This is a genomic window from Actinopolymorpha sp. B11F2, assembly GCF_040195635.1.
GTDB lineage: Bacteria > Actinomycetota > Actinomycetes > Propionibacteriales > Actinopolymorphaceae > Thermasporomyces.
Window position 1 is genome coordinate 205,475 of sequence record NZ_JBEFTX010000008.1, and the last position, 14,663, is coordinate 220,137.

A 14,663-nucleotide genomic window follows, 5' to 3' on the forward strand; every position below is an offset into this window, starting at 1 on the left:
GCGACGGGTTCAGGCCCGGGGGTCGCCAGCGCTGGGAGCGTCGACCAGCACAGTGTCGACCAGGACAGCGTCGACCAGCACAGTGTCGACCAGCACAGCGTCGATCCGGAGTCGGCGGTAGTCCGCCCACCAGGAGCCGTCACGGTGAAGTTGCGGGCGAAGCCGGGCGACGAGGTTCTCGACGAAGCCGACGCTCTCCGACACATCCGCCACGAGATGCTGGCCGAACATCCGGATCCAGTTGGCAAGACCGTCGTCACCCACGAGTCTCGTCGGGCGGTCGAAGAGCCACGCCTGGCGGACCTCGAAGCCGGACCGTTCGAGGACCGCGGCGTACTCTCCGATCGTCGGGAAGTACCACGGACAACTGGAACGCCCGACGCCGTGGTCCACGCGCAGCTCCTCGGCTGCCTCGGCGATCGTCGCGACGTTGCCCGCACCGCCGAACTCCGCGACGAACCGCCCGCGAGGGCGTAGCGCCCGGGCGATCGAGCGGGCGGCTTGATCTGCCTCCTGTACCCAGTGCAGCGTCGCGTTGCTCAGAACCGCGTCGAACGCGCGGTCGTACGGCAGGTCACGCGCGTCGGCGACGTCGACCGGCAGGCCGGGATGCTTTTCGCGGGCTCGCTCGATCATCGCCGGACTCGCATCGGCACCCACCGCGAGGACGCCGGCCTCGCGAAGTTGGGCGACATGGTCGCCGGTGCCGCAGCCGAGGTCGAGGACGTGCTCGCCTGGCCGCGCGGCGAGAAGGTCCACGACTTCAGCGCCGAGTGCTGTCACGAAACTGTGCTTGGCGTCGTAAAGGTCGGCGTTCCAGGCCATGCCGGCAGGCTAACGAGCACCGATCACCATGCGAGATGTCAGTCTCGCTATTCGGTCGACGCGGAGGGGCGGGGCGGCGACGGTCGGACGGTGCCGGTGGTGCCGTCGACGGTGATCTGCTGGCCGGTGGTGAGACGCTCGGTGGCGTCATGGACACCGACCACCGCCGGGATGCCGTACTCGCGCGCGACGACCGCGCCGTGCGAGTTGGCTCCGCCCATCTCCATGACCAGGCCTCCCGCGGTGAGGAACAGCGGTGTCCAGCCGGGGTCGGTGGACGGCGCGACGAGGATCTCGCCCGGTTCCAGCCGTGCGCCGACCGGGTCGAGGATCACCCGCGCGGTGCCGGTGACGATGCCCGCCGATGCCGGCGTGCCCACCAGCCGCCCGTCCGACCCAACGTCGGACTCTCCGCTCGGACCACCCTTCTGACCGTCGGCCTGCAGCTGCGCCTCGGGCTCGGTGCCGTCGGAGAGCATGACCCGTGGGATGCGCCGGCGGCGGAGCTCGTCGTCGTAGGCCTGACGTCGTTCCGCGACCACCTCGGCCAGGTCCGCACCGTCCAGCGCCGCGCGGGCCTCGGCCAGGTCGAGGAAGAACACGTCGTCAGGTTGGGCGATGCGGCCACTCGAGGCGAGCGCGGCTCCGACCAGCTCGAGCTGGTGTCGGGCGGTTGCGATGGCCTGGACGAGGTGGAACTTCGGCAGCTCCCGGACCCCGGCGAGCTGCCGTGCTCGGCCGAGCAGGGCCCGCACTGCTCGGCCCCGCAGTCGCCCGCGACGCGCGGCCCGATCGGCCAGGGTCCCGACCATCGCCTCCGCCTCCGCGACACCCCTGGCGAACAGCCGGTCCGGTGAGACAGCCCCAGCGTCGGGCTCGGCCATCCGTAGGTAGTTGGTGAGGACGCCGAGGAGGTGGCGCGGATCGTCGGACCATCGGGGCATGCCGAGGTCGATCTCCGCGACCGCGCGATGGCCGTAGCTCCGCAGGAAGTCCTCCAGACCCTGCTGTGCCGCGGGCGGCAACGAGCCGGCGTTGTAGCGCTCGGCCAACTCCTCCACCCCGGCCGTAAGGAACAGCCCGGCCGCGGCCGCGTCGGCACGCACGCGGGAGGCCACCTGCCACAGGTCGAGGTCCATCTCGGTGGTGACGTTGTGCGGAATGCCACGCAGGACCGTCGGGAGGTCTCCGGGTCGCGCGTCGTCGCCGAGCAGCCTGCCGGCTAGGTGCAGGGCGGCGAAGCCGGCTCCGAACACCGGAAGGATCCGGGGCACGAGCGGGGCTACCTCGCCGAGGATGCGTACGACTGCGTCGAGGCGCTGCGCAGGCGTCGCGTCGTCCGGCACGGCGAGCCGGCGGTCCAACTCGATGCCGATGCGGCTGAGCGCTGCTCGGGCCTTCGCCGGCCGGATCAGTGCGTACGCCAGCCGCGGCGGCACGTGGTGGCGCAGGGCGACCCGCCCTACCCGCCGCAGGAACGGCAGCCACGACGGGTGGGCCATCGTCAGGCGCGGATCCGCGAACAGGTGCCGCATGATCGCCGCGGACCTCGCCTCCATCACGCCCAGGATCCGAGGAAGGAGGGCGCGCCCCACCCGGCTGCGCACGGCCGTGGTGACGTCGATGAAGAGCCGTTGCCCGGCCGTGGTGAGGACCGCCGGACCGGCCAACGGGTCGGTCACCGGGGAGCCCAGCAGCCGGGACGCACCGGACGCCATGACCCGGAAACCAGCGATTCCCATCGGTGTGATCGGTCGGTTCAGGCCCTGGGCGACGCTGAAGCAGAAGTACACGCGTGGCGCGGCAGCGGCGTCGCCCTCTCCGGGAGCGGATGCGCTCGACGGCAACGGGTACAGCGTCGTGACCGGGCGGGCCTGGGTGAGCCACATGGCACCGTGCTCGTCGACGGCCCACTCGATGTCCTGCGGCGCGACGTAATGGTCCTCCACCCGGTTGCCGAGGTCGGCCAGCGCCACTACCTGGGCGTCGGTGAGGCACGCCTGTCCGCTGGGGTCGGCCGCGTGGAGCTCGACCTGTTCGGTGCCGCCGCCTGGTACCGACCGGATGACCAGCCGCTTGTCGCCGATTCGCCGGTCGAGGATCGTGCGGCGACGTACGTCCACGACGAAGTGGTCCGGGCTCACGGCCCCGGAGACCACGGCCTCACCGAGCCCGGGGCTCGCGTCGATGACCGCCTCGTGGCGTCGCCCGGTCACCGGGTTGGCGGTGAACAGTACGCCCGCGATCGCCGAGTCGACCATCCGTTGGACCACGACGGCGAGCCGAACAGTGCGATGGTCGATGCCGTTGCTCGCCCGGTACACCACGGCACGGTCGGTCCACAGCGAGGCCCAGCAGTGGCGTACGGCGTCGATGACCGCGGCCTCGCCGACGATATTGAGGTAGGTGTCCTGCTGTCCGGCGAAGCTGGCGAACGACAGATCCTCCGCCGTGGCCGACGAGCGCACCGCCACGGGCACGTCGGCACCGAGCCGGGTGTAGCCGGCGATGACCGCGTCGGCGACGTCGGCGGGAACCGGAGCCGCCAGCAGCGCCGAGCGTGCCCGCTCGGCCAGCAGACGCAGGGCCGGAACGTCGGTCGGCGGGGTGTCGGCCAACGCGTCCTGCACCTCGTCGAGATCCGCGGATTCGGCCACCCGCCGGTACGCCTCGGTGCGTACGCACATGCCCGGCGGCACCGGGAAGCCCGCACGGGTCAGCTCGCCGAGGTTTCCGGCCTTGCCTCCGACCTCGGTGAGCATGCTGCCGTCGAGGTCGGCGATGTCCAGGACGAGATCAGTGCGCCGCGTCTGCGTCACGCTCATCGAGGTGTCTCCTGGAAGCCTTGCCGAGCAACGCCATGGCCTCGCTCACCACGCGCTGCTCGTCGTCGGTCAGGTAGGTCATCAGCTGGCGTTGCGCCTGCGCGCGTACCTGTTCGAACGCGCGGAGGTAGTCGCTGCCCGCCGTGGTGATCCGCAGTCGCTTCGCCCGCCGGTCGTCAGGGTCCTCGTCTCTGTCCACCCAGCCGCGGCGTACGAGAAGGTCGATCAGTCGGCTGGTCACCGACATGGACCGCCCGATCTGGGCCGCCAGGTCGCGCACGGTGGGGTCGGCGCCCGCGTCGAGGACGTACAACGTCGCCACCTGGAGGAGGTTGGGTTCGGTGTCGTCCATGCGCCGGAGCATGCCGAGCAGGAGGTCGGGGATGACCGCGCGCCGGAACTGCCGGATGTCGTCGGCGAGCTGGTCGTGACCCGTGGACACTGCGTCTCCAATTGCTTGCGAACTCACAACTAATTCATGAACGCAAACTTAACAGTCGTTGTCCGGTGACACAACGGAGGAGGCGCAGCAGATCGCAGCAGGGCTGAGAGGACACATGGCCGAAGGCGCGACGTAGGCCCGATGTCGGACACCACGTCGGTCCTCCGGCCGATATCCCGGCATGTATCGGGAGCTAACGTGGCGCGGTGAGTGTTTCCAGGGAGTCGGCGGGGCCAGGTGGCACCCGGCCGGACGGGACGGGCCCAGGAGAGAACGGGCTGGCCGAGAACGGGGCGTCGGAAGGTGCCGCCGGTGAGCGGCTTCTCGGGCCCACCTACCGGTCATTGACGATCGGGATCGTCGCGCTGGTCCTGCTGGTCGCGTTCGAGGCGATGGCGGTCACGACGGTCATGCCGGTGGCGGTCCGCCAGCTGGACGGGTTGGCGTTCTACGCCTGGGCGTTCTCCGGCTTCATGACGGCCAGCATGTTCGCGACGATCGTCGCAGGCGAGGTGTGTGACCGGATCGGTCCGGTGGTGCCGTTCGTGGTCGGTGTCCTCCTCTTCACCGTCGGACTGGTCGTCGCCGGCGTGGCGGAGACCATGCTGGTCTTCCTGGTCGGCCGGATGATCCAGGGCCTCGGGGGAGGCGCACTCGTCGTCACGCTCTACGTCATTGTCGGGCGGGCGTTCCCTGGGTATCTCCGGCCGCGGGTGTTCGCGGCGATCTCCAGTGCCTGGGTGCTGCCGTCGATCGTGGGTCCGGTGATCGCCGGCTCGGTGACTGAACAGTGGAGCTGGCGACTGGTGTTCCTCGGACTCGTACCGGTCGCGATCGCACCTGTCGCGCTGGTCCTGCCGCGTCTCCGCGGCCTCCCGGTCGTGCCGCCAGCGGCCCGCCGGCAGGGACGCAAGCGGCGTGCGCTGGCGGCGGCGGTGGGGATCGGCCTTCTGCAGTACGCAGGACAGCGGATCGTGTGGTGGAGTCTGCTCCTGCTCGCGGTCGGGCTCGCCCTGATGGTGATCAGCCTGCCGCGGCTCCTTCCCCCAGGAACGCTCCGGTTCGCCCGAGGGCTGCCTTCTGTCGTTGGTATGCGCGGGCTGTTCGCGGGCGCCTTCTTCGGGGCGCAGGCGTTCATCCCGCTGATGCTGGTGGAGCACCGCGGGTGGTCGACGACGGTCGCCGGCCTCACCCTGACCGTCGGCGCGCTCGGCTGGTCGACGGCCGCATGGTGGCAGGGCCGGCCCAGCGTACGGACGTCCCGGCCGAACCTGATCAAGGCAGGTGCGACGTTCCTCACCTGCGGGCTGGTCCTGGTCCTGTGCTCTGCGTTCCCTGCGGTTCCGGGTTGGGTCGCCGCACCGGGCTGCGTCCTTGCCGGTCTGGGCATGGGGCTCGCCATGGCGAGCCTGTCGGTCCTGCTCCTGGAGTACGCACCGACCCACGAGCACGGCGCGAGCGGTGCCGCCGCCCAGATGGCCGACTCGCTCGGCAACGTCTCCTTGGTCGGCGGCGCAGGGGTGATCTTCGCCCTGCTGCACGACCGGGCGGATCCGGTCGCCGTCTTCGTGGCCATCGACGCCGTCATGATCGCCGTCGCCGTCGCCACCGTGCTCCTGGCCCTGCGAGTCAGGCAGCCGGACCGTCTCGACCACGCACTGCCCACCACCCGGGTGACTTCCACCGGGTAGCGGCGGGTTCTGCCGGTCTGCCTGGATTCGCTCCGCGGCGTGGCGTGTCAAGGTTCCAGATCGACCGGTCGACGCCCGACCGCCCGTGTCATGGTGGGGTGGACGGACCGGGGGATTCGCCAATGAGGCTTTGGACGACCGTGCGGACCGCCGCGGTCGCCATGGCGACCGCGGTGTCCAGAGTGCCGTGGCACCCGCGTCCGAAGGGCCTGTCAGCAACGGCGTCAGCTGCGCCGTCAGGGCGTCTGCGTACGGATGTCGTTGACGATCTTCTGCAAGGTCCGCTTCTGATCAGGGGTCCCTGCCAGCCGGACGGCGACGTGGGTGTCGGCGTGGCCGCGCCCTGCCTCCGCGAAGACATGACTCAGTGCGACCGACGTCCGTGCGGTCGCGCCGGAGCCAACGGTCCATTCCGCGTACATCGTGGTGTCGTCGGTACGCCGCCAGTTGGCAGAGAGCTCCGGCAGTTGGTCACGGATCTTGCCCCACTGGGCGCCGTCGCAGCGTGGCCGGCAGCGCTGCACCTCGATGATTCCGCCCGGTGGGTCACCCGGGTGTCCGGAGAACGCGTAGCTCTCGTCCACGCAGATCCACCGGACGGCGTCGGGTCCGGCCTTGCTGCTGCGCAAACACCCCCACGACTTGGGAACACGGAAGTCGAACGAAAACCCACGCAGATCCATGAGGTAGGTCGGCTCGTCCTTGCTGAAGGTGGGACCGGCAACTGGTCCGGCGGGCCCATCGGGTATGTGGGAGCGGGGAGACGGCGACGGCGACAACGGGTCCTGCGGGGAGGTGGAGTCGCCGTCCGGCCGGGTTTCGCTCGGTGCCGGAAGCGGTTCGGTCTGACCGGCCTGGGGTGCCCGCGGACCGGCCACGTCGTCGCCGGAGTCTACGAGTGCGCGGGCCAGGAAGCCGCCACCGCCGATGACCGCGCACGCGGCGAGGATGCACGCGGCCACCACGAGGAGCGAGTGGGAGGACCCCGTCTGCTGGATGACCGGATTCGCCCCTGGCGCGCCCGCCGGCGTGATCGTGGTCGCGGCGGGGGAGCCGGCCCAGTGGGGTGCGAAGTCGGGACCGACCGCGGTGCCGAGCCCTGCGGTGGTTGCCGACGCCTCGTCGCCGAGCCCGGCGGCACCGAGCAGGGCGAGACCGGCGGTCGGGTGCGTCCCCGGTGCGTACGCGGTCGCCACCCAGGGGACGGTCTCGTGTGGTGCACCGGCGACGATCGCCTCCGGGGACTGGGCGGCGAGGCGTTCGACCGCGCTGACGAGCCGATCGCGGGCGGCCGGGTCGGCGGCAGCCGCCGTGTGGAGGACGGTCAAGGCGACCGCACGTCCTGCAGGGTCATAGCCCACGAGGACCACGCCGGCATCTCGTGCGGCGAGCCGGCCGTGCACGCGAAACGGCCCGAGCAGCGTCGGATCGCCGGGACGCAACGGCTCGACCATGTGGACCCCCGGTGTGCTGATGCCCCTGGGACAGGTGGCGTGGCCTGGCTAATGGCACGCTTGGTTGCGTGGCCGACGATACGACGTGCCCGCCATTGGAGAGGAATCGCCACATGACGACGCCGGATCGCAGCGAGCTGGCCGCCGGCCGCCCGGAGGGGGTGAACCCGCAGGTGCGTGGTGCGCAGCCACCAGGTCCATCCCAGGGCCACCCATTTCCGCAGGAGTCGGACCAGCGGGATGCCGCGATTCCGGGCGCGGCGCCGCCAGCGACGTCCGACGGCCACACGCCGGATGCGGGCGGAACCGCACCACCAGGTGTCGGCTCCGGCAAACCTGCGGACGGCGGCGGAGTCGTCGCGGAGGGAATGGTCCTCGCAGACGCTCTGAACGAGGTGAAGCGGGTCATCGTCGGCCAGGACCACATGGTCGAACGCCTCATGGTCGCTCTGCTGGCCCGGGGGCACTGCCTGCTCGAAGGCGTTCCAGGCGTGGCGAAGACGCTCGCGGTCCGTACGTTCGCGAAGGTCGTCGGTGGCAACTTCGCCCGCCTGCAGTTCACTCCTGACCTGGTGCCGTCCGACATTGTCGGCACGCGGATCTACCGGCCGAGCAAGGAGGCGTTCGACGTCGAGCTCGGACCTGTGTTCGTCAACTTCGTCCTGGCCGACGAGGTCAACCGGGCGCCCGCGAAGGTGCAGTCGGCGATGTTGGAGCTGATGGCCGAAGGGCAGGTGTCGGTGGGCGGCAAGACGTTCCCGTTGCCGGCGCCGTTCATCGTCATCGCGACCCAGAACCCGCTCGAGTCCGAGGGTGTCTATCCGCTACCGGAAGCGCAGCGGGACCGGTTCCTCGTCAAGGTCGACGTCGACCTGCCCGACGCCGAGGAGGAGTTTCGCATCCTCGAGCGCATGAGTGTCAACCCGCCGTCAGCGCGCCAGATCCTTGCCCCTGAACGGATCCTGGCACTCCAGCACGCCGCCGACCGGGTGTTCGTCCACCGGCTGGTCGCGGATTACGTCGTACGTCTGGTCCTCGCGACCCGCCGTCCGGCCGACTACCACGTCCCGGATCTCGCCGGAGTCATCGAGGTGGGTGCGAGCCCGCGGGCGACCCTCGGGCTGGTGTCGTCGGCGCGGGCGCTGGCGTTGACGCGCGGCCGCGACTACGTACTCCCGCAAGATGTCCAGGACGTCGCGCGCGACGTCGTACCCCATCGGCTCGTTCTCGGCTTCGACGCGCTCGCGGACGGTGTGGGGGCCCGCTGGGTCGTCGAACGCATCCTTTCTGTCGTACCTCCACCACGGCCGGTCTGGCGGCAGGACATCGGCGGGAGTGGCCGGCCGGAGTTCCGGTGACCTGGCCACCGACACCCGGATCGGCGGGTACGCATGGACCCACGCCGGTTCCCGTCGAGGGCAGGCACCATGAGGGACGCCACAGTGAGCGGAGCATCGCCAGACTTGCGCCGGAGCGGGCGTTGCGGCGGCTCGAGCTCACCATCGTGCGGCGGCTGGAAGGCTTCCTGCACGGCGAGCATCTGGGACTCCTTCCGGGACCGGGCACGGAGCTTGCCGAGGCGCGCGTCTACCGCCCGGGCGAAGACGACGTACGCCGGATGGACTGGTCGGTGACCGCCCGGACGACGACACCGCACGTCCGCGACGTGATCGCCGACCGGGAGCTCGAGACGTGGGCCCTGGTCGACATGTCGGCCTCCATGGACTTCGGCACGGCAGCACTGGAGAAGCGCGAGCTGGCGGTCGCCGCTGTCGGCACGGTCGGCTTCCTGACCCACCGGCTGGGCGACCGGTTCGGCGGGCTCGTCGTGCGCGGTGGTCGGGTCCGCCGCTGGCCGGCCCGGTCGGGTCGGCTGGCGCTCTACGGCTTGCTGCGTTCGCTGCTCGGCGAGCCACGCACGCCGTCCGATGGACCGGCAGACGACTTCGCCAGTGCCCTGGACACGCTCTCGCGCGGGCCGCAACGCCGGGGCCTGCGGTTGGTCGTGTCGGACTTCCTCGACGGGTCCGCCGACGATCCCACGCTTCCACTGCCCTGGGAGCGGGGAATGAAGCGGCTGTCCGGTCGCCACCAGGTCCTTGTCGTCGAGGTCCTCGACCCCCGGGAGCTCGAGCTGCCGCCGGTCGGTGTCGTCTGGCTCACCGATCCCGAGACTGGAGTCATGCAGGAGATCAACACGTCCGACCCGGGCCTGCGGGCGCGCTATGCCGCGGCCGCGCATGCCCACCGCGAACGGGTACGGGCGACGTTGCGCCGCGCGGGTGCGGCACACCTGCTGCTGCGTACGGACCAGGACTGGGTGGCCGACACCGCCCGCTTCGTCCTGGGGCACCGGCGGGTCGCCAGGCGACTGCACGCCCCACCGACGAGAGGAGCCGGCGCGTGAGTTTCCTGGCACCGGAACGCCTGTGGCTGCTGCTCCTCGTACCCGCCCTCGTCGCCGGCTACCTCGTGGTGCAGTGGCGCCGGAAGAAGTACGCGCTGCGGTTCACGAACCTCGCCCTGCTGTCCCGGGTCGCACCCCGTAACCCGGGCTGGCGCCGTCACCTCGCCGCCGCGCTGATGATCGTCACCGTGGGCCTGTTGGCGACGGCGTTCGCCCGCCCGCAGACCCAGGTGGAGGTCCCCCGCGAACGCGCGACGATCATCGTCACCGTCGACGTGTCGATCTCCATGCGCGCCGACGACGTGGATCCCACCCGGCTGCGCGCCGCGCAGGACGCGGCGAAGGCGTTCGTCGACAGTCTCCCGCCGAAGTTCAACGTCGCGCTGGTGTCCTTCGCCGGAACGGCGAGCATCCTCGTCCCGCCCACCACCGACCGCGCCGCTGTCGTCCGGGCCATCGATGGGCTCGAGCTGGCGGAGTCGACGGCGACCGGTGAGGCGATCTTCACGTCCTTGGACGCGTTGAAGCAGGTGCCGGCCGACCCGAGCCGACCCGCCGAGCCAGCTCCGGCGCGCATCGTCCTGCTCTCCGACGGCTACCGGAACATCGGGCGGAGCGTGCAGGACGGGGTTGCGGCCGCCCGGCGCGCGCGGGTGCCGATCTACACGATCGCGTTCGGTACCCCGTTCGGCTCCGTGGAGATCGAGGGGCAGCGGACGCCGGTGCCGGTTGACGAGGAGACGATGCGCCAGATCGCCGATGCGACCGGGGCGAAGTCCTACACGGCGGCCTCGAGTGAGGAACTGGAGGAGGTCTACACCGACATCGGCTCCTCGGTCGGCTACACGACGGAAGAGCAGGAGATCACGTCGCAGTGGACGGGCTACGCCCTGCTCACCGCCCTCGTCACGGCCGCCGCGTCCCTCTTCCTCCTCGGCCGCCTGCCGTAACGCCGGCTCGTCCGCTGGGGCGGGAATGATCACGCATGCGTGATCATTCCCCACAATGCATGGCAGAATCGGAGTGCAACGCGGGGAATCGGCGTGCATCGTTTCGATGCGCAGGCCGCTTGACCGGGAAAGTCACTGGCATGGCGATTCTCGTGGGCACGTGCGGGTGGAGCTACCGGGACTGGCGGGGCCCGTTCTATCCGCCGAAGCTGCCCCAGCGGTCTTGGCTCGACTTCTACGCCGAGCAGTTCGCGACCCTTGAGCTCGACAACGCGTTCTACCGGCTGCCGACGTACGACGTGTTCAAGGGGTGGCACGACCGGCTGCCCGCCGACGTCGTCGTGGCGGTGAAGGCGAGTCGGTTCCTCACCCACATGAAGCGGCTCCGGGAGCCGGAGGAACCGGTGCGGCGGCTACTCGACCATGCCGGTGGACTCGGCGACCGGCTCGGCCCGATCCTGCTACAGCTCCCGCCGAACCTGCGCGCGGACCTCGATCTGCTCGCCGGGTGCCTCGCCGCGTTCCCTGCCGGCGTGCGCGTAGCGGTGGAGCCTCGGCACGAGTCCTGGTGGACAGCCGAGGTACGCCGGCTCCTCGAACACCATGGCGCCGCCCTCACCTGGGCCGATCGCCTGGGCCGGCCTGTCACCCCGTTGTGGCGTACGACCGACTGGGGTTATCTGCGGCTCCACGAGGGTCGTGCGCGACCGTGGCCCCGCTATGGTCGAGGGGCACTGAGTTCGTGGGTGACGCGGATCGCCGAAACCTTTGACGACAAGGCCGACGTCCATACGTACTTCAACAACGACCCTGGCGGCGCAGCCGTCGCGGACGCCGTGACGTTCGCGGAACTGGCGCGGCGCGCTGGTCGTTCGGTAACGCGCACACCGGAAGGAATCTGAGCGCTTCCGCGCGGCAACGGAACGAAATCCCGCACACATGCGGTGTCGCTTGGGCGTGTCGCGATGGGTTCGTGCACAATGATCGCGGTACCGGACTATCCCGTGCTGGGACGAGGACGCTGGGGAAGGCGCTCCCTCGACCAGAGAGGTGGTCTCGGTGACAACTCGAGGTGTGCTGTTCATCCATTCGGCGCCGTCGGCGGTTTGTCCCCACGTGGAGTGGGCCGTCGCCGGCGTTGTTGGTGCGCGGGTGAACTTCGACTGGATACCCCAGCCGGCAGCTGTCGGCGCTTACCGCACCGAGCTCTCCTGGCAGGGCGAGCCGGGCACGTCGGCGACCCTCGCGTCCGCACTGCGTGGCTGGCAGCAGCTCCGGTACGAAGTTACCGAGGAACCCAGCCCCGGTGTCGAGGGCGCGCGGTACTGCTACACGCCGAGCTTGGGGATCTTCCACGCGGTGACGGGGCCGCATGGCGACATCCTCATCCCCGAGGACCGGCTCCGGGCGGCGATGGTCCGAGCGAACCTGGGTGAATCCGCGCTCGAGGATGAGGTTGATCGCCTGTTGGGCAAGCAGTGGGACGACGAGTTGGAGTCGTTCCGGCACGCCGGTGACGGTGCGGCCGTGCGCTGGCTTCACCAGGTGGTGTGACAGTGAACGTGGTCCGTGCAACCTCGACTCTTGCGGCAACCCGCCCCGAGCTGGGCGGATGGGCTTTTTTCAAACGTCGTACAGACTCGGAAGGAAATTGTCTGAACTTACTGACCCGTCGGGTCTACCGCACCATCGTGCACATGGGTAGTGTCCTGGTGACGCAGGGCGCATTGCGGACTCACCCTCCGCGATAAGGGCAAGACCACACCAGACGTGGCCGCGCGGCACCGACAGGGGCGACCTCGGCAGCCGGGAACGCGGCCGCACCACGTGGGGCGTGGCCTTCGGGTCACGCCCTCGCCCTTTTAAATCATTATTCTTCCCGACCGCTTGCCGGTATCGTTCTGGCTGGTTCGGATGCGGCCGCCCAGGGTCTTGATCGACTTCCTGCGGGCTCGGCCATCACCCCCAGGTGTATTCCGCTCGCCGCCCGGGTTGGGGCTGCGTGGCATACATGTGCGCGTACGTCCACTCACCGATCGACCGACGGCATAGCTGGCCGAACGTATGGCCGACTGAACGGCTTGATTGGCCTGGGGTTTGGACTCGCCATCGGCCCGGGTTTCCGAACCGATTCTCCGTACGGTGGGGACGTAGGAGACGAACGACATCCGGAGGAATGGACATGGAGTGGAGCTTGCTCTACGTCATCGCGACGCATGAGGAGACGAAGGCGGACGTCGAGCGGATCGCCAAGGCATACCCGCGGCTGAACGCCATCGGGGACGTGGTCGCGCGGCTTGCTCGCACGGCAACGGCGCCCAAAGGGCTTCACGCACGGCGACGTGCGCCCGCCGTACGCACATGAGGTCACCACGAGCTGAAGTCGACACGAAGAAACATCAAGGAGGAGTCGCAGCATCATGAACGGGAACAACTACCTGTTCATCAGCACCATCCACGAACAACGACTGGCCGACGTCGAGCAGATGGCGCGGGCTTACCCGCTGCCCCGGCTTGGCGGCCTGGGGAGCGCCCTCGTGCGCTTCGTCCGGGCCGTACGCCGGCTGACGGCACAGGGTCTGCGAGGGAGCGCGGCACTGCTGGGCTGGCTCGCCAACCTGCTGGACGCCAGGCCGCAGGCGCTGAGCTGAGCCAGCTCTCAACCTGAGAGGCCGCGACCACGGATGGAGGCGTCGACGAGCTCGACCGGGTGCATGAGGGGCAACGCGTCCGCGCCCAGGTGCCGGCGGATCTGGAGCAGGCATCCTGGGTTGGCGGTGGCGATCGCATCAGGTTCCACGGTGCGTACGTTGTCGACCTTGCGCCGGCCGAGCTCTTCGGCGGCGTCCGGCTCCAGCAGGTTGAAGACACCGGCCGAGCCGCAACAGAGCTCGGCCTCGGGGATGTCCACCACGTCCAGCTGGGGGATCGCGTTCAGCACAGCACGCGGCTGCGCGCGAACCCCCTGGGCGTGCCCGAGGTGGCAGGCGTCGTGATACGCCACGCGCGCCTCGATCGGATGCCGTGGAGCCTGCGGCTCCAGGTCGGCGAGCACCTCGGTGATGTCGCGCACCTTGGCACTGAACGCGGCCGCGCGCTCGGCCCAGGCCGGGTCGTCGCGCAGGAGCGTGCCGTAGTCCTTCATCGTCGAACCGCAGCCGGCGACGTTGACGACGATGGTGTCGACGTCGTACGCCTCGAAGACGGCGATCGTGCGACGCGCCCGCTCGAGCGCCTCGGGCTCACGGCCGGTGTGCATGCTCAGCGCGCCGCAGCAGGCCTGGTCGCGGGGGATGAGGACCTCGCATCCCTCGGCGGCGAGGACGCGTACGGTCGCGGCGTTGACCCCGGAGAAGAACACCCGTTGGACGCAGCCGGTCAACACCGCCACCTTCAGCCGTGGCGTACCCACGGCGGCCACCCGCGCGGGCGGTCGCGTCGCCAGGTCGCGCAGTGTGACCGGTGGCAGGAGCGACTCGGCAGCACGCAGCCGCGCCGGCAGCCGGGCGAAGAGACTGCTCCGTCGTAGCAGGCTGGCAAGGCCCGAGCGCTGGTAGAGGATCCCGCCCAGTGCCGCCACCCGCAGCCGGCGCGGGTACGGGAAGAGCGCGAAGATCGCCCGGCGGAAGGCCCGGTCACGCAAGCTACGCGGGTAGTGGCGCTCGATCTGCGGGCGCATCGACTCGAGCAGCTTGTCGTACTGCACGCCGGACGGGCAGGCCGTCACACAGGCCATGCAGCCGAGGCAGGTGTCGAAGTGGCCGACCAGTGTGTCGTCGATGCGCGCATCGCCCTGTCCCACGAGGTCCATCAGGTAGATGCGGCCGCGGGGAGAGTCCATCTCCTCGCCCCAGAGCGCGTACGTCGGACAGGTGGGGAGGCAGAACCCACAGTGGACGCAGTCGTCGATGAGCGCCTGCTCGGGTGGGTGGTGGGCGTCGAAGTTTCCGCGGGCCCCGGCGGGCGCGAGGTCCGTGACCGGGGCACTGGTCGAAACGGCGGCGCCGTCCGAGCCTTCACCAGTGCCAGCGAAGATGTCGCCGGACTCGGGAACATTGTCGACGCTCAT

Annotated in this window: 13 protein-coding genes; 8 read left to right on the forward strand and 5 right to left on the reverse strand. The window is 70.1% G+C overall.

What is annotated here, in order from left to right; genetic code table 11:
* Positions 1-9: 9 nt before the first annotated feature.
* The 3 genes from ABN034_RS16845 to ABN034_RS16855 are packed head-to-tail and all read right to left on the reverse strand — an operon-like array spanning position 10 to position 4,092.
* Positions 10-825: a class I SAM-dependent methyltransferase gene (locus ABN034_RS16845; protein WP_349691950.1), complete on the reverse strand. Its 816-nt coding sequence runs from the start codon at positions 823-825 to the stop codon at positions 10-12.
* Between the two features lie 47 nt (positions 826-872).
* The gene (locus tag ABN034_RS16850; protein ID WP_349691951.1) at positions 873-3,650 is read right to left on the reverse strand and encodes a PEP/pyruvate-binding domain-containing protein; all 2,778 of its coding nucleotides are present in this window, start codon (positions 3,648-3,650) and stop codon (positions 873-875) included.
* A complete protein-coding gene (locus ABN034_RS16855; protein ID WP_349691952.1) occupies positions 3,622-4,092 on the reverse strand; it encodes a MarR family winged helix-turn-helix transcriptional regulator in 471 nt (156 codons plus the stop codon). The genes ABN034_RS16850 and ABN034_RS16855 overlap by 29 nt, the downstream gene beginning before the upstream one ends.
* A 206-nt stretch (positions 4,093-4,298) precedes the next feature.
* On the opposite strand from ABN034_RS16855, the gene ABN034_RS16860 reads away from it, so the two are divergent.
* Positions 4,299-5,783, forward strand: coding sequence for an MFS transporter (locus ABN034_RS16860; RefSeq protein ID WP_349691953.1), 1,485 nt, complete (start codon positions 4,299-4,301; stop codon positions 5,781-5,783).
* Positions 5,784-6,019: 236 nt separating this feature from the next.
* Here the strand turns inward: ABN034_RS16860 and ABN034_RS16865 are convergent, their stop codons facing one another.
* Positions 6,020-7,237: a hypothetical protein gene (locus ABN034_RS16865; protein WP_349691954.1), complete on the reverse strand. Its 1,218-nt coding sequence runs from the start codon at positions 7,235-7,237 to the stop codon at positions 6,020-6,022.
* A 368-nt stretch (positions 7,238-7,605) separates the two neighbouring features.
* Between ABN034_RS16865 and ABN034_RS16870 the strand changes: the two genes are divergently transcribed.
* From ABN034_RS16870 to ABN034_RS16900, 7 genes are all read left to right on the forward strand, one after another.
* Positions 7,606-8,595 (forward strand): AAA family ATPase, encoded by a 990-nt coding sequence (locus ABN034_RS16870; RefSeq protein WP_349329274.1) that lies wholly within the window; start codon positions 7,606-7,608, stop codon positions 8,593-8,595.
* 95 nt (positions 8,596-8,690) lie between these two features.
* Positions 8,691-9,644 (forward strand): DUF58 domain-containing protein, encoded by a 954-nt coding sequence (locus tag ABN034_RS16875; protein ID WP_349692017.1) that lies wholly within the window; start codon positions 8,691-8,693, stop codon positions 9,642-9,644.
* Positions 9,641-10,594, forward strand: coding sequence for a VWA domain-containing protein (locus tag ABN034_RS16880; protein ID WP_349691955.1), 954 nt, complete (start codon positions 9,641-9,643; stop codon positions 10,592-10,594). Before ABN034_RS16875 ends, ABN034_RS16880 begins: the two co-directional genes overlap by 4 nt.
* A 140-nt stretch (positions 10,595-10,734) precedes the next feature.
* Positions 10,735-11,496, forward strand: a complete 762-nt coding sequence (locus ABN034_RS16885; RefSeq protein WP_349691956.1) for a DUF72 domain-containing protein — start codon at positions 10,735-10,737, stop codon at positions 11,494-11,496.
* Between the two features lie 157 nt (positions 11,497-11,653).
* On the forward strand, positions 11,654-12,148 hold the full coding sequence (locus ABN034_RS16890; protein ID WP_349691957.1) for a DUF3145 domain-containing protein: 495 nt from the start codon (positions 11,654-11,656) through the stop codon (positions 12,146-12,148).
* A 628-nt stretch (positions 12,149-12,776) separates the two neighbouring features.
* Complete coding sequence (locus ABN034_RS16895) at positions 12,777-12,959, forward strand: hypothetical protein (RefSeq protein ID WP_349329189.1); 183 nt, start codon at positions 12,777-12,779, stop codon at positions 12,957-12,959.
* 55 nt (positions 12,960-13,014) lie between these two features.
* Positions 13,015-13,245 carry a hypothetical protein gene (locus ABN034_RS16900; RefSeq protein ID WP_349691958.1) on the forward strand — a complete coding sequence of 77 codons (231 nt, stop codon included), beginning with the start codon at positions 13,015-13,017 and terminating at the stop codon, positions 13,243-13,245.
* 8 nt (positions 13,246-13,253) lie between these two features.
* Here ABN034_RS16900 and ABN034_RS16905 read toward each other — a convergent pair whose 3' ends face one another.
* Positions 13,254-14,663, reverse strand: coding sequence for a (Fe-S)-binding protein (locus tag ABN034_RS16905; RefSeq protein ID WP_349691959.1), 1,410 nt, complete (start codon positions 14,661-14,663; stop codon positions 13,254-13,256).